The organism is Streptococcus sp. 1032 (assembly GCF_013277015.1).
GTDB lineage: Bacteria > Bacillota > Bacilli > Lactobacillales > Streptococcaceae > Streptococcus.
Window position 1 is genome coordinate 19,140 of sequence record NZ_VMMD01000016.1, and the last position, 17,785, is coordinate 36,924.

Consider the following 17,785-nt stretch of genomic DNA (forward strand, 5'->3'; position numbering starts at 1 on the left):
TCTTTCTAATCATCTACTAAGATGTCTTCCTTAATCTCCAATTTTTCAAAATCGTTGAATAAGCGGTCTATGTAGCCATTACCTCCTAAAACCTTGTAGCTTTTGTGCAGACTTTCCACTAGTGAAAATTCGTCTTTTGAAGTGAACCCTCTACGAATAGCCCGTCGCATATCACGGTCAAGGCGCAACTTCATGGTATTTAGATGCGCCTCGTCGTGCACTTTTAGCTTTTCCTGTACTTCATCGATTTTGGAATTGCTATCTTTAGCAGTAGTCTGGACATCTTTGATCTGTTTCTTGACTTCGCTCAACTCTGAAATGATTTGGTCTGTCTGTTCCTTTGATTTCTTCGGCAATTTGTAGCTGAGCCAAGCTATAATAATCGGTGAAGCTGCTGATAGCACGTTCATGAAGAAATGTTCTGTTTGTTGTAAGACGTCCATAAGCACCTCGCTAGTTTGCCAGATGGCTCAAACCACGTCGCTTCAATTCCTTGCGCACACGGTCTTTCCAGCGTTTATGTACCCACGAAAAATCAACTGCTTTACGTTCCAGTAGGTTGATGTACATGTCGATTTTTGCTTGGTCTAGTGTAATCTTACTCATTGTTGCTACCTCCATTGTTTTCACTAGTGCTCGCTTCGCTTGTCGGTGTAGGAATTTCATGTTCTGTCTCGCTTTCTGTTGGTTGTTCTACTGCTGGTGCAGGTTGGATAGGCGCTTCTGCTACTGGTTGTTCAGTAGTTGGTTGCGCTGGTGCTGGTTCATCAGCTTGGTTTTCTGTGTCCGTAGCCTGAGGGGCTGCCCCGTCTGCCTCCTCTTTCTCCCCCTGGTCAGTCTCTCCTTGAGTTTCCAGCTCTTCCAATCGTGCTAAGATATCCTCAATATCCTGAGCATTCTGGAGATTGACCTTCTGCATGCCATCCATGAGCTGGTTGGCTCTCTCCAGCGCTTCCGTTGTCTTAGCCAATTGTTCTTGGTTCTTGACAATGGCACTAGTAGGGTCAAGTTCCGTTCTAATAAAATCTAAAACGGCTTGAACCAAAACATCTTCATTATCATGCGTGCGATTGCCTGGCAATTCCACACGCTCATAGCTGTAGCGCCCAGGTTCTTCTTTCTCAATCGTTACGATTGTGACATTCTTCTCCCCCCTTTAAAATCGGGCTTCCTGTTAATTTGTAAGTCATTTGTTAGTTCCTTTCATTTTTGCTTGCGTTTCGTCAAATAGTTCTTTTAGTGCTGGTTCATATTCCAGCACGGCTTTAAAGCCCTGTAATTCAGCTAAAGTCAGCGTATAACGTGCCTCTAAATGAGCACTACCCAATTCGCCTTCTGCCAAACGGTTAACGAGTAACTCAGCGACTAGCTTGTCGATTGTGTTATTATCCATGTGTGTTCTCCATTTCTTTAATTTTCTGGTCTAGTTCTTGGACAGCCTTCAGCAAGTAGGGGACGAATTTTGAATAGTTGATAGACAGATAAGATGTTACTTCATCTGTTTCAACTGCATGAGGGACTACCTCTTGTGCTTCCTGCGCAATCAAACCAATTTCTTCATGTTTCTGGCTCTCGATGAAATCAAATGCGACCATGTTCAGTTGGTTGATTTTATCCAAGGCTTTTACAGCTGTGTCCGTGATGTTCTCTTTCAAACGTCTATCTGAACTCGAAGTAATACCAGCATAGCCTCTCCATTTTGCTGTAGTGATTTGATTCCACCAGACGACGGCATTCTCTCCGCCAGCTGGATTTGACCCAGCACCATAAATATCTGCATTTCCTGTCCAGATACCTTTATTAGCATTAATCTTGCTGTAGAAATTAACGGTTGTAGAGCCAGAAAAGTCAACTTTACCATAGAAGCTAACTGTATTCTTACAATACATCTGTCCATCTGTGTCTACATGCCAAGAGTTCGGTCCTGCTTGGTTCCAGTTATCGCCCCAATTAGCCCAGAAAGCTGTCTTAGTACCATAACCAGCACCATTACCCATACCAACTGAGAATTGGTTTACTCCAGAAATCCAGCGACCGCCTCCATTATCAAACTGCCCTAAAGTGAAACCTCCAATTTCACCTTGGTAGGCTTGTAAGAAGGTTGAGCTAGATACAACAGATTCAATCTTGGTTGTGAAGATTTCCTTAGATGTCAGCTTGTCAATCAAGGCATCTCTAGCGGTCAGGTTCCGAATCAGGGCATCGTCTACGCTGATTTTATCGCCTGTGATGGCACCTGCTTGGATATGGTCAGCAGTGACAGAACCAGCAGCCATTTTTCTAGCTGTTACAGCACCATCTACCAACATATCCGACTGTACTCTAACCCGTGGAGCGATGATATCAACCCCTCTCGGACTTGCGGAAATGGTAGAGGCTAACTGCTCGCCCGTCAAGGTAGTTGAGCCGATGGTCACACCTTCAGGCGTCACTTGAACCCTCGCACTGTTAGCAGCGTCTCGCACTTCCTGCCTGATTTCTCTAGCCGTCTGAGCGATGGCGCTCTTGACATTCGTATCAAAGAACTGAGTCAGCGCCCCTTGATTGTTCTGCTGGATTTTGCCCCACAGGGTGCTGTTTGGGTCTCTCAATTCCAGTTCAATAGAACGCATATCCTTGAAGAGACCTGACAAGGTGCGTTGTGTGACAGTAGGCTCCACAAAGCTAGTCGGAAAATCTCCTTGCTCCAGTTGGATATCCGTCAGCACCGTGTCACCCACACAGCCCATATGATGGAGTTTCAGCAGTTCATCTCGTGTCCGTGGCTGAAAGACCTTATAATACCGCCCATTATTCTCAAGAGCAGGCGAACGAACGTTTTGAATGGTTATGTCCATGTGTTACCTCATTCTGTCATATAAAACAATATCTTTATAATCATTTTTAAACCAATTTCGTGTCAAATCAGATAAAGCTTGACGCTTGCTTGATTCATCTACTCCTGCATCTTCATTTTGACCTAGTAAAAACATAAAAGATGGACTAGGTGTTGATAAATTATAAGCATATACCTTAACAAACTTTTCTTCTATTCTCAAATAGTAGTACCCTGATTTTAATCCTTCATATCGGTACAAGAATCGAGTACGGCAATCTAAAGCAGCTGACTGATAGTTAATATTTGATATAGTCAATGACAAAGCATTTACAATTCGAAATCTGTATTTTTTCCAGATTAGCTTATCTCCTATATATCTTTCAACAACTTCCTTACCACCCACATAAATTCCTTCTCTAGCCATACTACCTCCTATGTTTTATAGATATCGTAGATAGTATTACTATCCTTGTTAGAAATCGCGTCATATTGAGACCGTGTGCCAGCCCAATACTTCATAGGTTGTCCACCGTTTTGATTGACGATGTTTTGGCCAGGTGCTCCATCAGCACCTCTGGGACCTGCTGGACCCGTTGCTCCTTTAGCTCCTGCTGGACCTCGCAAGCTATTTCGTTGTGTCTCTGTCAAGGTGTCAAATGTAGGACGATTCTCAAGAGCTGTAACCCTGCGCTTCAATTCATTATCGTTGTACGGTGTTGGGAAATCTCTGGTACCAATCCCTTGAACAGATACATTAGTCCCATTAACAGCTGTTACCTTCCAAAAACCTTGATTGACACTTGATACACTGTTCCAGTAATCTTCAATGATATCCCCAACCTTGATACCGTCAGGGTTCATAATGTTATTTGTTGTTATCGTGGCATTAACACCTACACCACCTCCAGGAATGTCTCCTTTAGCGATTCGATAAATTGGGATTTCAGCTTTTTTAGCGTATTCCGCCAAAGCACGCTCTGCTGCCGAACCTTCAAACCGTACAACACCGTCTGCTCCTTGCGGTCCTGTCTCGCCACGTTCTCCACGGTCACCTTTGGGACCAGTTAAATACTGCAGGGCTGAGAATCGGTCACGGCCATTTCCGACCTTGACCTTACCAGTGTCGCTCTCAATTCCCAACTCGCCATCAAGTAAGACCAGAGTGCTACTTGCCCAGTCACTCGCTGACATACGCTTGTGTTGTACCCTTACTGGGATTGTCTCTGTCATGTTCTACCTCCATCAAAAATAAAAATTGGGTTCTCACTCCAATTTCCCTCATATCTAGCATTTTGTCCGTCCGCAACCGTCCTGTAGACTGGCGCTAGTTCAATCCGTCTTGTCTGATTGTCAATCGTCACAGACTGCTCTACGTTCTGATACCAGTCGCCTGAAAAGGTCAGACGATAGGCACCGTAGTAGACTGCCAAGACCTGCTCCTCTTTCTGAACAAGGTCTTTATCAATCGCTGGCATGACCGTATTAGCAGGCGCAAGATGAACGTGTCCACCATAAAACGGATTCTTATTGACTACAACAGTCACATCAGTTTTACCGTAAGGCGTGCAGGTTGCTGACCAGCTGATAACGTATTTCTTACCAAGTTCAAAGCCCTCGCCATTGTGACCTACTTCCACGAAATCCGTTCCATAACTGATTTTCTTGGCCGTGCCACCATTGAGGCGGTTCTTATTGTACTGGGTATTTCCGTCCCCACCAATCAGACTAGCATTGACCCTTGCAGTCTCGCTGACCTGTTCCAGTTTCTTACTTAATTCAGCGATTGAGTCAGCGCCACTCATCAACTCTTCACGGATTAGCTTCACTAACTCAGGACGCTCTTTTTCCATTTCTTCATGGATCTTGGCGCCCATTTCTTCGGCTTTAGCCTTGTACTGCTCAATAGCATCCGTGATGGCTTTCTCACGCTTGGCAAATTCAGCGTCAAACGCACGGTCAGCGTTGGCTATCGCACGCTCCAGCATGATGTCAAATTGTGTCTCTTGCTTGTCCAAGATTGCGTTTGCTACTGCTGATAATCCACCACCATTCCCTCCTGATTTCACTTTATCATCAAAGGTAATGGTTAGATAGGCTCCCTGTCCATTGTTTGCTAAACAGTCATACTCATAGGCAATTGCTTTCTTATAAACGTCCACATTATGCTTATAGCTTTTCAGATTAACCGTATCGCCCATGTGAACAGTTTGCCCATCAAGTTCATAGGCTTCAATTTTAATGGCATCTGTAGCCTTATCTATGTGTTCATTAGTAAATTTAGCGCTAGCCCACTTTGTCAACTCCTCAACGGTCTGAATGTTATTATTTGTATAACTTCTTTCGTTGATGTAAGGGTAGGCACCAATTAAGGGACTATCAACCGTTATGGCAATCGTTGTATCTTCCTTGGCACCCTCTGCCTTAAATGTAGACTTGGCGTGAATCCGAGTAACAACATTTTGTGAGTTTTTGGTTCGTTGATAGGATTTAAGGTTTTTGTGAGTAGAGATGATAACACCTCTGTCCTCTCCTCGATTTCGCTTAATTGAGATAGCAAAATTTTCCCGAACCATCTCTCCTTCCCATGTTCCCACAATTGAGTGAGCACCATCCATTAACACGCTGTAGAGTGTTTCTACTTCTTTCGTGTTGATGGTCCGCCTGTCCGTGATATCACTGGTAAATGAAAAATCATTAATAGGAGACTTAGCAACTTGTACCAATTGAGAAAGAGCCTGCCAACAACTCTGCTTATTAACAGACAGCGGATTGATAGACCGCTGCATGATGTCATCAGTGATGTGGTAAGCAGTGATTTCTAAATGATCATCATTCTCTACTGGCTTCTTGATACGGAACAACTGAGGCCCAATCACAGGAGCTGGTGCCTTTATCAACATATCTTCACGGAAAAGCTGATAAATCTCAGAGTCGGTGATAGGGTAGCGAACAGTAAGGGTAAAATCCCCGTTCATTTGCTCTTTGATGATAGCTGAAGTCGCTTCATGCAGTGGAATGCCATTCCATTTAACATTACGAGTATCGCTTTCAAGTAAATATAGCATTATGCCCACCCCCATACAGTTTCAATCGTCATGGAACTGATACCAGCACCTAAGACAATCCCAACATCTTGTTTTTTGATGGGGTCAATCGTGATAAAATCCCCTGTCCACTTAATTCTGGAACCTGTTCCGTCCAAGAAACTAGGATTGTTAGGGTTATTTACCATGATAGCTCTTCCAGACAGTCTTTCTAATCGGATGACCTGTCTGTCCACTGTGAAACTAACCTCAGTCGTACTCTGGCCAGTTATAGTAATTGTCGGAAAAGCCAAAGCAGAGCCTTTAGTTCTTAAAGTGCCACTTCTTGAAAAGGTCTGATTGTCCGTGGCTTTAAAAAACTTTGTAGGGTGACACTCAAATGTAACTTTAAGTGCATAATACCCTGCACGGCTTCTAATAGTCTCAGAAATCTTTACCTTGTAACACCACATCTTAGTAGTCTTGACACGTTCACTTTCAAGCCAAAAATTCTCTCTTGCAAAGAGAGCCAGAAAACGGTTCAAGTCCTCTTCTTTTGGTTTGACTAAGTGAAGCGTATAGGATTTCTCAACCATCCCTCTATGATGATTGGTTTGTAGGATTGCTCCGCTAATCCCATCATGCTCCCATAGTTTTGTCTTGCTATTGGCAATCACGATGGCTGGCGCTTCTTCTACAATCACATCAAAAGGAAAGGAGGAGGTTGCTACACCATCAATCACCAATTCATTATGTTTGATCATATAAGCCCTCCTCTAAGCTGTGTTTTTCGTTGCAGTTCATCCGCAATCTTTTGAGCGACAACGTCAGCAATACGGTTGATATCCATCTCTTCACTGATGTTATTTCCGCTAATGCTGACATTGATAACAGGAGACAGACCTCCCATAGTTTGAGCAATTCCACGACCGATAGCTCCCAAGGTTCTTTCGTTCAGTGGTAAGACAGCCTCGTTCCCAGCCTCTCCACCAACCATCAAACTATTTCCGTTTGAACCGAAAACAGTCGGCTTGGTCAAGATACCACCCTTGGCATACCACTCTACGCCAATACTCGGCAACCCGTTACTCAACCAGTCAACTGGGTTAAGAGAGCCTGAAATACTAAAGTGTGGTAGAGGGATATGAGGCCATCTAAATTCAAAGTTAAAGAATCCCTTAATAGCTTCAATTGCACTACCAACTAAATCCTTAGCCCCGTTAATAGCATTGCCAATTGTATCTTTAATACCGTTCCAAATGCTACTTGCGGTTGATTGAATACTATTCCAGATATTGCTAATCGTATCTCTTATACCGTTAAAGACACTTGAGACCGAACTTGAAATACCATCAAATATTCCTGAGAGAGTGGACTTGATGCCGTTCCAAACATTTGAAGCAACCGTTGAGATGGTGTTCCAGATGTTAGACAATAGCTGCGCTATGCCATTAAAGATAGTCCCAATGACACTTGCAATCCCATTCCAGATTGTTTCTCCAACACTCTTGATGGTTTCCCAAGCGCCCGACCAGTCACCAGTAATGATCTGCATCACTGCCTTGATAATACCCAAAACAACGTTGATGGCTGTTTCAACTACCGTTTTAATCACTTCCCAAACTGTAGACGTGATAGTCTGAATGGTGTTCCATCCTCCTTCTATAAGTGGACCTAGAACAGTCATAGCAGCGCTAATGATAGCGGAAATGCCAGTCCAGACTGCGTCTGTAATGGAACGAATCAGCTCTTGGTTTTCAGTCCACCAAGTTACAACCGTTCCAAAAATACTCATGATGAAATTTGAAATTTCACCTACAACAGTATTAATGACAGATGAAATAGCCTCCCACACAACTGTGACGGCGTTACGAAATCCTTCATTCGTTTCCCATAAGTATTTTAAAATGACAACGACCGCTGCCACTGCGGCCGCTATTGCAGCTGCTGTAGCAATGATTGGTAAGGCGGCGGCAATCATGCCTCCTATTGAAAGTCCAAGAGCTGTTGCGGCGGCCTGCATGGTCAAGAATATCGGTGCTAAAACTCCTACTGCGGTAACTACAGCTCCTATGATTACTATAAATTCTTTAATCGGACCAGGTAAAGTACCAAACCAATCTGCCACACCTTTTATGATGTCTCCTAAAGTTTGAAAAACAGGAATCAACATTTCCAAAAGAGGCTGACCTAATGCAGCCAAGGCATTAGTTCCAGATTGTTTTAGGTTTCCCATGACGTTTTCTAAGCCGTCAGATTCTCTTGCAGCTTGACCAAGTGCCCCAGAAAGTTCATTCCCGTCTTCAACCATTTGAAGCAAAGTTAATTGCTTTTGTGCTTCACTCAAATCCTTGAATGACTTGCCATATAGTTTGTTTGCTGCCGCATTACGAGTTGTTTCTGTTGCAGATATCCCCAAAGCCGCATCGTTGGCAAAATTTCCTTTAAGAAATGATTGAAGGCTCTCAGTAACACTTTCAATAGATTTGTCGTAAAAAGCAGCACCATCTGCCGCTGCCTTAGTTGCCCTAGTAGATAAATCTAAGGCTTGAGCTGTATCTAAACCAGATGTTTTTGCAAAGGAGGCCATTTGGGTGAAACTTCCTTGTAATCGTTCTGGTACAATAGACATTTCTTTCCCAATATTATTAAGAGCCTCTCTAGCTTGACCTTCCATATCCCCAAAAACTGTACTAAATTGGGCATTACTTGCTTGCATTGAAGCAGCAGCTTCAATAGCTTCTTTCCCAACGTCAACAAGTTTTTCTGAAATATCACCCAACTTCTCACTAAACTGTTGGAGTAGTTCAGCTCTTGCAGCTTTAGCTATCTCACCCAAGCTTTCTTGTGCGCTATCCGCTACAGACTTAGTCCCCTTCATCTCATCGTTGAGATTGTTAAAAGCAGTCTTGGCATTATTCAGCTCTGATTCCATCTTGTTAGCTTCGGCTGAGTTTTCACCATATTCTTTTTTAGTGATTTCTAACTGCTTTTCAAGGTTTTCAATTTGACGAGAGACAATTTCAGACTGTGCACCAATCTTCTTTTCAGCCAATGCCAACTTATCAGCTTCACTAGCGTTGGCACCCATCTGACTTTCTTGTAGCTTAAACGAACTAACTACTTTTTCAGATTCGCTGGCAAGTAGTTTTTGCTCATTCTGCAATTCTTTCAGTTGAGTTTGGTTATTCTTGGTTGCATTCCCGTTTCCTTCAAGGGCCTGATTGACGCTAGCTAGTTTTCCCTCATATCCTTTCAGGACGTTTTGAGTTACTTCTACTTCACGCTGGAAAGCACGATACTGATCTGCGCCAATATCTCCTTTTTTGAACTGCTCCTCAACTTGAGATTGAGCTTGTCTTAAAGTTTCTAGTTTTTCCCGAGTGGTTCCGACTTGCTTCTGTAAAACTTCTTGCTTTTGGGTTAGTAAGGTAACATTCCCAGTATCAAATTTAAGAGCATTATCAATTTGTCTCAGCTCTTTTGTTGCGTTAGCAGACTCTTGATTGACACCTTTTAACGCTTTTTGTAAGGGCTGGGTATCGCCATCGATTTCAATTTTTATCCCTTTGATATTTCCTGCCATATTTCCTCCTTTCCTTAAAAAATAAGGAGCGCAGAGAGGATTTCTATGACCAGAACACTAGCCAACTCAAGGAACTTGTCCTCACAATCGCTCTCTCAGCACTCGCTTTTTCTCTAAAATGCATCAAAATCAGCTTGGGTAGCCTTCCGACTACCCGTTTTATTTTCGCTACGCAAATTGACATAATCTGTCTGATAATCTAAAGCCATCCCAATAGAAATGTGCTTGAGATCATCGATAGATAAGCCAGTTTCCTTGCAACAAAATAGATAGGATTCTACCGTGAAGGCTTCTTCGCTTGCTGTTTCTGATGTGTCTGTTTCTTTTTTGTTTGCAGTACCGTATTCAACATTTCCATCATTAGCGGACAAACTTCGTCAAGAGGAAATTCTTCCATCTCCATAAAGAAATCATCAAACGGTTTAATTTTAGGATTGCCAGATTTAGCAAATACCCAAAATAGACGATAGAAAAAGGTAATATCAAAATCTTCTAAAAGAGATAAATCGACACTTTCCGCTACCAAATCATTACCTTTTTCCAATTGGCTCAATTGAGCTACCAATTGCTTATTTTTCAAAAGTCCTAAAAGGTCCTTGAAAAAATCCTGCCCAAACTCATTCTTGTAAGCGATTGGAGTATAGGCATTTGTTGCAAGCTCATAGCGCTTATTGCTGATTTTAATACTTCGACGCATTCTTTACTCCTTATCCTAGAGATGTTGGCTCATAAACGCTAGTAAACCAAGCTTCATACACTTCTTTCTTGTCTGCAGACGTAATCGAACGTTTCACTACGCTATCAAGTGGACGTGGTGAACCCTTAAAGCTAAGTTCACGTTCATTGACAGTTGTTCCACTCTTGGTAGCAGAGCCGTTTGATGGACGACTAGCAGAGCAGTAGTAGAGAACGTAACGAGTCTTATTTTGATCTCCTGAAAATTCAAACATAATTGCAAACGGTTTAGTTGAAGCATCGCCTTTTTCAGTCAATACTCCTGTTTGATCATCCTTGATTTCTCCTAGGATTTTTGTCGCAAACTCTTCTGTGATATGCGGTACTTTCAATTTCCCTTCATACCCTTCATTTGAGTTCATGAAGTGGTAGTCCACATCGTCTGCTGGGATTGCTTTCGATTCTCCTTTTGGTTCTAGCTCCAAATTCATAGCTCCAGGGAAACGGAAAATTTGCCCGTAGCTAATGACTTTTGTCTCACTATTGATACTTTCGATTGGTGCGATATGCACGTTTTTCAATCCATAGGTTACTGTATTTTCTGTTTTTGTCATCTTCTTCTCCTTTAGTACAAATAAACAGTATAAGGCTTGACAGATAGCCTTTCTGTTGGGATATAGCTTTCTTCTGATACCTCAAAAACAAGTTGATATTTAGACAACAACTCTTCCAAGGATTCTTCCAAATCTTCGTCTTTACGTTCAAAGATAAGCTCTACAGTCACAAATTTAATCTGGTATTTCTGTTCGTCGTCTGCTCTCTTGATATCTGGATGTGATTCAAAGTAGATAAGGTAAGGTGTTTGAGGAACGTGTCCAGTTTCAAATGCACGATAGGCTATAGGTAGATTCGCTTGACTTAGAATATCGACAAGGTCAGATAATTTCATTTTTGGATAGCCTCCTTTACTTTCCGTTCAAAGGAATTGATTAGCTTTTCTTCTACAGGTTTGATGTGAGGGATAGCACGACTGCGTCCTCCATTTCTTAAGACATGGTCATTTTCAAGCAGGTGTGTCAATTGGTAGCTTGTAGCATTATGGATTACGTATGAGCCTTTGGCGTTTTTCTTGAGGCGCCATCCTCTTCCATACTTTCCTTTATTCTTTGGGCTTGTCGCTTTCAAAGTCGCAACGGCTTCATCACCTAACTCTTGTGCAATAACGTCAATCTCATCTTCTAACTCACTAGAATATTCGCTCAGCGCTTTAGCGATTTCTGCTGATAAGTCACCTGTTAAACTCATGGCAATTCCTCCATCAAGGTCAGCTCCAGAATTTCTAAACCAATCGGAAATGTCTTAAGAATACGATACCGTTTCCCATTAAATTCCGCTTCTTCCTCGTTGTTATACTCAAAGCTATGAATATCAAGGATAAGGCTTGGTCTAAGTCCAACCTGACTAGCCTGATAAAATTCAGAACGAGTTATGGAACGCTTACGACACAAAATAGTCAACCGCTTTTCTTCAAATAGAGGTTGGTGTAATTTATCTAGTCCTGTTTTAATCTTAGAAATTAGTGTAATTTCATTGTTCCACGCCATGACTTACCTCAATTTCAAATTATGCAATCGCCATAAAAGGTGGCGTGGCATATCCACCCCACCCTCATAGCGAAAGACTGCAAAATCAACTACAAACATTTGGTCTTCTGGGCTGTCTAAGTCAAGTAGAACTCCTAAGTTATCTTCTAGTTCTGTTTTGACAGCTTCGATGATTTTCTCCAAGGGCTTATCGCGTAGTTTTGTTGCTATACCCAATTTTAGCTTAAGCAATTCTAATAATTGAGCATTGTCCATAACTACTCCTCGTCTCCCTCTTCAGGTTTCTCATCTACTACCTTTGTTTCTTCCTTTTCTACTTCTGTAGTTAATGTGTCATCTTTCGACATATCCTTATCTTCTACATTCATCAAAAAGATAGATCCTGCACTATTCGACCCATCTAACAACTCTTGAATGAAGGTCTTGGTGCTCTTATATCCTGTTCGGGGATAAATATCCCCAATTTGATATTCATATTGTTGAGGGTCTCTCAAATCCTTAAAAGGACGGATTACTTGATAAGTCATCAGCTACCTCCTTACCCTACAGCGTCAGTGTAAGTTACATAGAAGCCTGCTGCTTCATCAACTTTCTTAACATCGAAACGGTTTGCAGTTCCTAGATATTGACCGTAGATTTTATCATCTTGCCATTTGACAGTTGTCTGAGCACGGTCAAAGAGTGTCGCAAATTCTCCGACATCACCGATGAAGGCTTTCATTTCACCTTTAGCATCTCCAATAATATCATCAGGATAAACATCGATTACACGACCAGCGAACTTGTAGCCAGTTGGAGATGTGATGTCTGTTTGAAGCATGTAGCGACCGTCCTTGTCCTTGATTTTATCAAGAGCAGCAAACATCGATTGGGTACATACAATAGTTGCATCGTAGTACGGTTTCAATTCCACATTGAGAATATCTTTCAAGCCATCCAAACCAGCTGCGCTTTTAGCTGTAGCTGTCTTGAGAACTTTAGCGATTTCTTTATTCTTAGTGATACGTTCTTGGTTCTTAGCTTGTTTAGCAACCAATCCCATGACATCGTAGTCAGCATCATCAATCAATTCTTGAGATACTGGCAAATGACCACGACGTGTCTTGATTTCATAGTTAACTTTTGTGAAGGTTGGTTTAGCCAATTCAGGGTTTTCTTCCAACTCTTCAACTGTGTTCATTGTTTGATCAGTCAATTTTACAACTGCCCATTTACCGCTTGCGTTCTTGACATTAACGATGTTAACCAATGAAGTCAAATCTGTCTTGTCTTGTTTCGCTTCTTTAGGCGTCATCAATTCAACAGGAATAATTGCTTCCCCTTCAGCAGATTTGAGACCATCAGCACGCACTTCTTTTGTTCGAAGGTAATGGTTAAATGCTTCACGTTGTTCCAATGTTTTTCCTCCTCGTTTTTCCGTTTTACCTGGAGTTGGCGCTTTTCGATTTTGCTCCTCGATTTGTTTTTCCAACTCGTCAATTTCTTTTTCCAACTGCGCTTTTTCAGCTTCTTTGTCTTCAATTTCCTTTTGAAGACCGTCTACAGTCTTTTCAACTGCTGAAACTTCTTCCTCGGTTTCAGCACGATCCAACTTCTCTAGTTCGACAACTGAGCGTTTGTTTAATTCTTCGATAGTTTCTTCCAACTCAACTACCTTAGTTGCTTTTGCTCGAATACGAGCGCCAAACATTATTGCCTTATTCATAGCTTAAATTTCTCCTTAATTTCTTTCTTGCGCTTGTCTAGCGCTTCACGATTAGCACAGCTCTGACTTTCGAAGTCTTTTTGTCGTGCAGCAATTTCCGTTTGTGGATAGGCTGGGAAAGTACATGGGCTCACTTCAAAGATTTTTAGTTCTAAGACAGTGTCCAGATACGAACCATCTTCACGTTCCTCTGTTTCGATTTTTATCGGGATAAAGCCAAAGCTACATCCAATAACATCTCCACGCTTGACACGGGCATAGGCTCCAACAGCTTGAGGATCATCCTTGTTAATGATGATATCCCCAAAAAGACCGACATCATCAACACCCAGTGTCAGAGTTCCGTTACCTGTTCGACCGAGAACAAGACTATCATCATGGTTAAATAAAGCTCTGATATCAGCGTCTGTGGTAGCTTTTTCAACTCCAGCACGCTTAATAACTTCACAGTAGCCTGGCCACAATTCCGTCTCCTCGTCAAACTTGATGAAGTAGCCACTCAAAATCAAATCACCAGAGTCTTCTTCCCTAGTTTGAAATTGAGTGGCACGATAACTATTCCGTTTCTGCATTCTCTTCCTCACCTCCTTTCAGTTTGTTTTGATCTCCTAGTTTCTCTTGGGGAAGAAAGTTTTCAAGAACAATCAACTCTTCCATTTCAGGATCAGGAGCCATTCCGAGCCAATCTCTCCACTCATTCCGACGCATTGCAGCACTGTTTGCCATTTGTTGAGCAACAGCAGACAACTCCGTAATGTTGTAAGAGAAGAGTGAACGAGGATTTAATTTAAAGTAACGATTGCTGGATACCAGCAAGTCCCTTGTTAGAGTTTGGGTTATGGTAGTAGCGATACTCATGACAGTCGTATTTACAAAATTGTTGTACTCTGTCTTATTGAACTCTCCCACTCCCAAAATAAAAGCAGGTACTCCTAATAGCCCTGCAACGGTTCTTTTATCTAATTCCACAGACTCGTTTAAAGCGATATCCGTTAGACTAAGCGGTTTTACCTGCTGGATGTCCAGTAATGCCTCTGGAACAATCCATGGAGCGCCAACCCTGCTAGTACTCAAATACTTCTCAGCGATACGCTCACGCCCTTGCTCCGAATCTAGTTCAGCACTGGACGAGTCTACTTTAACGATAAGACTAGGAATGTTCTTACCGTTCATGAAGCTTTTTTTAGTCTTAGTAGCCATGTTCAAACTTTGAACCACATCTGTCAACGTCACCCTAAAACCAGTACCAATGTATGGAATATCTGGATCTGGATTGATGACAAAGTGGACTACTTCGTCAGGGGAATACTCTTCACCCCTAAATGAGATTACATAGGAATCCTTATCTGTTTGGAACGAAACCTCTCTCATCGGAAATGGTCTTAAATTAGAAATATAATCCGTAACAAGATCATATTCCACATGTAGGACAGAGTTCCCATCGCCATATAAGAGCAAATCACGCACAATCTTGAAAATCCATGACTTCCTTGTCATGTGTTCACAGGGATTGATGTCAATCTTTCTAGCAAGCCCATCACGGATTCTGATATCACCTTTATCTGTATTCTCCATCAGGTGGATGGTCATATTAGAGACCAAATCAGCAATCTTATTAACCGCTGTCACCACATCTGGATTTCTGGCCAAAGGTACATACGAATCCATCAGGTTTGACAACCCTAAATCTGAATGACTCAGCATGTTGATTGGCTTACTTGGTTTGTTTCGTTTCCAAAACTTTTCAAAAATACCCATGTTTCCTCACCTCCTTTCTCTCTAATCAAAGAATCTCATCACATCGCCACCCTTGCCAAGATTAGCAAGAGCCTGTATACAAGCAAAGACGCTGGCATCAAACAAGTCAATCCTTGCAGTACCACCGTCTCCGTCTAATTTTTCATATTGCACAGCGTCATCCACCTTTTCAATTGCTCTAACATTGCTCACACAGTATTCATAAGCGTCAGAATGAAGATAGTAAAATTCCTTGTTCTTGACTTTGAACTCAATCCGTCTAAACCCCTCAGATTTCAGATAGAATAACTGAGGCTGGTCAATCATCTTGAACTTAGCCTTTTTCATCTTAGCCAAAAACTCACGACCAAACTTCCTATCCATCCCCACAGCTTGGATTTTAAATCCACGCTCACGCATGCTGATGAACCATTTGACGATATCATCATAGAGAACCGTTGGAGTGTTGCTCATCGTCAACCAACCATCGGACTGCCAGCCAAAAAGTGGAATCCCATCATCGTTAGCCTTCTTCTGAGCATTAATCCGAGGAAAGAAAGCATGTGTGATACAGATATCAACATCTTTCTCACCATCATTATAGACACCATAGAGAGCAGCAGCTGTTAAGTCATGTAATCTTGACAAGTCCGCACCACCATACCAACGAATCGGCAAGCGTGCCAGCTCTTCTAAACTCCAATCGTAGCAACTATCCGACGCAATGAACTCATCAGGGTTGAAATAAGCGTTCATAGAGTTAGTGAAGATATTCAGGGTCTTATTGAAAAACTCGTTTCGAGTCTGAGGATCATTCATAGCCTGCTCTGCTTCTTCCTTGAGAGCCTTGAGCGATACCGTCACACCCCACGATGGGTTGGCTTTCTTAAGCACATTCTCGTCCAGGTAATCGCCCACGTCTCCATCAGTCGTCTGGTCAGCTTTGCAGATGAATATGAACAAGGAATCATCCTTAACCAATTGCTTGAGAACCTTTTGACAATATTTCAGACGGTTAGCAAGAAATCCTGTAGGAATATCCCCAGCCGTAGAGATAACAAAAAGCATACTGTTTCGGTATGCTGACATTGTTTTCTTCATAAGACCATATTTCTTACTGTTCCTCATCGTGTGAGCTTCATCCATGACAACAACGTTTCCATTCAAAGCGTCCAGACGGCTCTCATCATTTGCCAGAGCTTGAATAAAGAAAGAACCTTCATCACCAAAGTTAGCACTGATTGAGTGTTCCTGGTTGTTGTCCTTGATACGGATGTTCTTGTCATTCCATCGCTCAACATTGAACTTCAAAAATCCAAAGGCTTCCATAGCTTGCTTGACCGAGTTGGCCACGATGTAGCATTTTGAACCGCTGTCTGTGTCTAATATCTGATAAGCAAGTGCGATTGCAGCAGTAAATGAGGTTTTCCCATTCTTCCGAGCAAGCATGATAAGCGCTTCTTTGAACCTGCGCTCATTTGTACCCTTGTAGTAAAATCCAAATAGGTTCACAACTACAAAATGTTGCCACGGTTGCAAGAGTAATGGCTTGTTACGGATAGACACCGCAAACATATCATCGCCTTGCTGATGGACTATCGTGTTTTCGATGAAGTGAACAACGAAATCAACGATATCCTCATCCATTTCAAACTCAGGATTTTCAAGATCACGCAAGAAACGTTCAGCTGCAAGAATGTTCTCCTCGCAATGTTCCTCTCTGTGAGATATGACGTGCTGAGCATACTCTTTCGCTTTGCCAAGATTACCCATTGCCAGTCACTCGCTTCTTCTTGATTTCGTTCTTGAACTTCAGGACCTCAGTAAGAACTGACTCACCCTCTTGTTCTACTACCTCACCGAGCGACTTAGGATTCATCATCAACTGATTAGAGTAGCTGAGAATGTCTTTCCTCAAAATTTCCATTGCTGTCAATATTGGAACTTTGCGCTCATTCTCGGCACCAGCCTTATTGACGTAAGTGTCTGTTACTGGATAACCCAAGTCAGCATAATCTTGAGCAAGTTTCTGATACTGGTATAACATACCTGCGAAAATGTCGATGATCATTTCGAACTCTTTCCGATAAGTGCCCAAGTCTTTCATCTGCTTGACCACTTTTGACTTAATCGACTTTGCTGTAATTGGTTTAGCCAAAAACTACCTCCTTTCGTCAAAATCGCTTAGTTTTTACCCCTTTTTTGTTTGAAGCCTCCCGACTTGGAAAAAGTTCCCTTCACCGGTTCCCAGAAACTTCGAAAAAAATTTTTTGAAGTGGGGGGGATCAAAAATTTTTTTCATTTTTCATTTTTGTTTTTGAAAAAATTTAAAAATTCTTTTTTTCTTTTCTTCTGCCAATAAATTCCATTTCCGATTATCTTGTCGTTGTTGCGGTCATGGAACGTATTATGTTTGCGGTTGGTCAGCGGCAAACAATTCCAAGTTACATACTCCAGCTCTGGGTACTCAGATACTGGGTAAATATGATGAACCATTTCAGCTGGAACTGACTGGCCATATCTTAGACTTTCTTGGCAAAGGTAATCGTGTTGTCTCATAACCTTGTCACGAAACTTGTACCACTTCCTTGTCTTCAAACTTTGTCTGACTGGTTTGTTGTGCATGATATATACTCC

22 protein-coding genes and 2 pseudogenes are annotated in these 17,785 nt (G+C 42.1%); all 24 read right to left on the reverse strand.

Features of this window, described 5'->3' with window-relative positions; all coding sequences use genetic code 11:
* Positions 1-5: 5 nt before the first annotated feature.
* The 24 genes and pseudogenes from HT711_RS05955 to HT711_RS06065 all read right to left on the reverse strand — a co-directional run bounded on the left by HT711_RS05955 (position 6) and on the right by HT711_RS06065 (position 17,773).
* The gene (locus HT711_RS05955; protein ID WP_173249836.1) at positions 6-443 is read right to left on the reverse strand and encodes a hypothetical protein; all 438 of its coding nucleotides are present in this window, start codon (positions 441-443) and stop codon (positions 6-8) included.
* 10 nt (positions 444-453) lie between these two features.
* Positions 454-606: a hypothetical protein gene (locus HT711_RS05960; RefSeq protein ID WP_173249837.1), complete on the reverse strand. Its 153-nt coding sequence runs from the start codon at positions 604-606 to the stop codon at positions 454-456.
* A complete protein-coding gene (locus HT711_RS05965) occupies positions 599-1,087 on the reverse strand; it encodes a hypothetical protein (protein ID WP_345890515.1) in 489 nt (162 codons plus the stop codon). The genes HT711_RS05960 and HT711_RS05965 overlap by 8 nt, the downstream gene beginning before the upstream one ends.
* Positions 1,088-1,186: 99 nt before the next feature.
* Entirely contained in the window at positions 1,187-1,393 is a 207-nt protein-coding gene (locus HT711_RS05970; RefSeq protein ID WP_173249838.1) for a hypothetical protein, read from the reverse strand.
* Positions 1,386-2,270 (reverse strand): annotated as a pseudogene (locus HT711_RS11255) (tail fiber domain-containing protein); the annotation flags it as partial. The pseudogene HT711_RS11255 and the gene HT711_RS05970, both read right to left, overlap by 8 nt.
* A gap of 189 nt (positions 2,271-2,459) precedes the next feature.
* Positions 2,460-2,837 (reverse strand): annotated as a pseudogene (locus tag HT711_RS11260) (gp58-like family protein); the annotation flags it as partial.
* A gap of 3 nt (positions 2,838-2,840) precedes the next feature.
* Positions 2,841-3,242 (reverse strand): hypothetical protein, encoded by a 402-nt coding sequence (locus HT711_RS05980; RefSeq protein ID WP_173249840.1) that lies wholly within the window; start codon positions 3,240-3,242, stop codon positions 2,841-2,843.
* Between the two features lie 8 nt (positions 3,243-3,250).
* On the reverse strand, positions 3,251-4,048 hold the full coding sequence (locus tag HT711_RS11420; RefSeq protein ID WP_275690474.1) for a collagen-like protein: 798 nt from the start codon (positions 4,046-4,048) through the stop codon (positions 3,251-3,253).
* On the reverse strand, positions 4,045-5,883 hold the full coding sequence (locus tag HT711_RS05990) for a phage tail spike protein (RefSeq protein WP_173249841.1): 1,839 nt from the start codon (positions 5,881-5,883) through the stop codon (positions 4,045-4,047). The genes HT711_RS11420 and HT711_RS05990 overlap by 4 nt, the downstream gene beginning before the upstream one ends.
* Positions 5,883-6,605, reverse strand: a complete 723-nt coding sequence (locus HT711_RS05995; RefSeq protein ID WP_112445596.1) for a phage tail protein — start codon at positions 6,603-6,605, stop codon at positions 5,883-5,885. The genes HT711_RS05990 and HT711_RS05995 overlap by 1 nt, the downstream gene beginning before the upstream one ends.
* The gene (locus HT711_RS06000; RefSeq protein ID WP_173249842.1) at positions 6,602-9,427 is read right to left on the reverse strand and encodes a phage tail tape measure protein; all 2,826 of its coding nucleotides are present in this window, start codon (positions 9,425-9,427) and stop codon (positions 6,602-6,604) included. Before HT711_RS06000 ends, HT711_RS05995 begins: the two co-directional genes overlap by 4 nt.
* A gap of 277 nt (positions 9,428-9,704) precedes the next feature.
* Entirely contained in the window at positions 9,705-10,124 is a 420-nt protein-coding gene (locus HT711_RS06005; protein WP_173249843.1) for a hypothetical protein, read from the reverse strand.
* 10 nt (positions 10,125-10,134) lie between these two features.
* Positions 10,135-10,716, reverse strand: a complete 582-nt coding sequence (locus HT711_RS06010) for a major tail protein (RefSeq protein ID WP_173249844.1) — start codon at positions 10,714-10,716, stop codon at positions 10,135-10,137.
* Positions 10,717-10,727: 11 nt separating this feature from the next.
* Positions 10,728-11,051 carry a hypothetical protein gene (locus tag HT711_RS06015; protein ID WP_173249845.1) on the reverse strand — a complete coding sequence of 108 codons (324 nt, stop codon included), beginning with the start codon at positions 11,049-11,051 and terminating at the stop codon, positions 10,728-10,730.
* Positions 11,048-11,407, reverse strand: a complete 360-nt coding sequence (locus HT711_RS06020) for an HK97 gp10 family phage protein (RefSeq protein ID WP_173249846.1) — start codon at positions 11,405-11,407, stop codon at positions 11,048-11,050. The genes HT711_RS06015 and HT711_RS06020 overlap by 4 nt, the downstream gene beginning before the upstream one ends.
* Positions 11,404-11,706, reverse strand: coding sequence for a phage head closure protein (locus HT711_RS06025; RefSeq protein ID WP_172934933.1), 303 nt, complete (start codon positions 11,704-11,706; stop codon positions 11,404-11,406). The genes HT711_RS06020 and HT711_RS06025 overlap by 4 nt, the downstream gene beginning before the upstream one ends.
* Positions 11,707-11,709: 3 nt before the next feature.
* Positions 11,710-11,961: a hypothetical protein gene (locus HT711_RS06030; protein ID WP_173249847.1), complete on the reverse strand. Its 252-nt coding sequence runs from the start codon at positions 11,959-11,961 to the stop codon at positions 11,710-11,712.
* 2 nt (positions 11,962-11,963) lie between these two features.
* Positions 11,964-12,233, reverse strand: coding sequence for a hypothetical protein (locus HT711_RS06035; RefSeq protein ID WP_173249848.1), 270 nt, complete (start codon positions 12,231-12,233; stop codon positions 11,964-11,966).
* Positions 12,234-12,244: 11 nt separating this feature from the next.
* Entirely contained in the window at positions 12,245-13,411 is a 1,167-nt protein-coding gene (locus HT711_RS06040; RefSeq protein WP_173249849.1) for a phage major capsid protein, read from the reverse strand.
* Positions 13,408-13,983, reverse strand: a complete 576-nt coding sequence (locus HT711_RS06045) for an HK97 family phage prohead protease (RefSeq protein ID WP_173249850.1) — start codon at positions 13,981-13,983, stop codon at positions 13,408-13,410. Before HT711_RS06045 ends, HT711_RS06040 begins: the two co-directional genes overlap by 4 nt.
* Positions 13,967-15,169: a phage portal protein gene (locus HT711_RS06050; protein ID WP_173249851.1), complete on the reverse strand. Its 1,203-nt coding sequence runs from the start codon at positions 15,167-15,169 to the stop codon at positions 13,967-13,969. Before HT711_RS06050 ends, HT711_RS06045 begins: the two co-directional genes overlap by 17 nt.
* A 21-nt stretch (positions 15,170-15,190) precedes the next feature.
* Positions 15,191-16,921 carry a terminase large subunit gene (locus HT711_RS06055; protein ID WP_173249852.1) on the reverse strand — a complete coding sequence of 577 codons (1,731 nt, stop codon included), beginning with the start codon at positions 16,919-16,921 and terminating at the stop codon, positions 15,191-15,193.
* On the reverse strand, positions 16,914-17,306 hold the full coding sequence (locus HT711_RS06060; RefSeq protein WP_049543896.1) for a P27 family phage terminase small subunit: 393 nt from the start codon (positions 17,304-17,306) through the stop codon (positions 16,914-16,916). The genes HT711_RS06055 and HT711_RS06060 overlap by 8 nt, the downstream gene beginning before the upstream one ends.
* A gap of 140 nt (positions 17,307-17,446) precedes the next feature.
* Positions 17,447-17,773: an HNH endonuclease gene (locus tag HT711_RS06065; protein ID WP_173249853.1), complete on the reverse strand. Its 327-nt coding sequence runs from the start codon at positions 17,771-17,773 to the stop codon at positions 17,447-17,449.
* Positions 17,774-17,785: the final 12 nt, after the last annotated feature.

Coding starts and splice junctions, on each gene's coding strand:
- HT711_RS05955 (WP_173249836.1), bottom strand. CDS start 443: ATGGACGTCTTACAACAAACAGAACATTTCTTCATGAACGTGCTATCA.
- HT711_RS05960 (WP_173249837.1), bottom strand. CDS start 606: ATGAGTAAGATTACACTAGACCAAGCAAAAATCGACATGTACATCAAC.
- HT711_RS05970 (WP_173249838.1), bottom strand. CDS start 1,393: ATGGATAATAACACAATCGACAAGCTAGTCGCTGAGTTACTCGTTAAC.
- HT711_RS05980 (WP_173249840.1), bottom strand. CDS start 3,242: ATGGCTAGAGAAGGAATTTATGTGGGTGGTAAGGAAGTTGTTGAAAGA.
- HT711_RS11420 (WP_275690474.1), bottom strand. CDS start 4,048: ATGACAGAGACAATCCCAGTAAGGGTACAACACAAGCGTATGTCAGCG.
- HT711_RS05990 (WP_173249841.1), bottom strand. CDS start 5,883: ATGCTATATTTACTTGAAAGCGATACTCGTAATGTTAAATGGAATGGC.
- HT711_RS05995 (WP_112445596.1), bottom strand. CDS start 6,605: ATGATCAAACATAATGAATTGGTGATTGATGGTGTAGCAACCTCCTCC.
- HT711_RS06000 (WP_173249842.1), bottom strand. CDS start 9,427: ATGGCAGGAAATATCAAAGGGATAAAAATTGAAATCGATGGCGATACC.
- HT711_RS06005 (WP_173249843.1), bottom strand. CDS start 10,124: ATGCGTCGAAGTATTAAAATCAGCAATAAGCGCTATGAGCTTGCAACA.
- HT711_RS06010 (WP_173249844.1), bottom strand. CDS start 10,716: ATGACAAAAACAGAAAATACAGTAACCTATGGATTGAAAAACGTGCAT.
- HT711_RS06015 (WP_173249845.1), bottom strand. CDS start 11,051: ATGAAATTATCTGACCTTGTCGATATTCTAAGTCAAGCGAATCTACCT.
- HT711_RS06020 (WP_173249846.1), bottom strand. CDS start 11,407: ATGAGTTTAACAGGTGACTTATCAGCAGAAATCGCTAAAGCGCTGAGC.
- HT711_RS06025 (WP_172934933.1), bottom strand. CDS start 11,706: ATGGCGTGGAACAATGAAATTACACTAATTTCTAAGATTAAAACAGGA.
- HT711_RS06030 (WP_173249847.1), bottom strand. CDS start 11,961: ATGGACAATGCTCAATTATTAGAATTGCTTAAGCTAAAATTGGGTATA.
- HT711_RS06035 (WP_173249848.1), bottom strand. CDS start 12,233: ATGACTTATCAAGTAATCCGTCCTTTTAAGGATTTGAGAGACCCTCAA.
- HT711_RS06040 (WP_173249849.1), bottom strand. CDS start 13,411: ATGAATAAGGCAATAATGTTTGGCGCTCGTATTCGAGCAAAAGCAACT.
- HT711_RS06045 (WP_173249850.1), bottom strand. CDS start 13,983: ATGCAGAAACGGAATAGTTATCGTGCCACTCAATTTCAAACTAGGGAA.
- HT711_RS06050 (WP_173249851.1), bottom strand. CDS start 15,169: ATGGGTATTTTTGAAAAGTTTTGGAAACGAAACAAACCAAGTAAGCCA.
- HT711_RS06055 (WP_173249852.1), bottom strand. CDS start 16,921: ATGGGTAATCTTGGCAAAGCGAAAGAGTATGCTCAGCACGTCATATCT.
- HT711_RS06065 (WP_173249853.1), bottom strand. CDS start 17,773: ATGCACAACAAACCAGTCAGACAAAGTTTGAAGACAAGGAAGTGGTAC.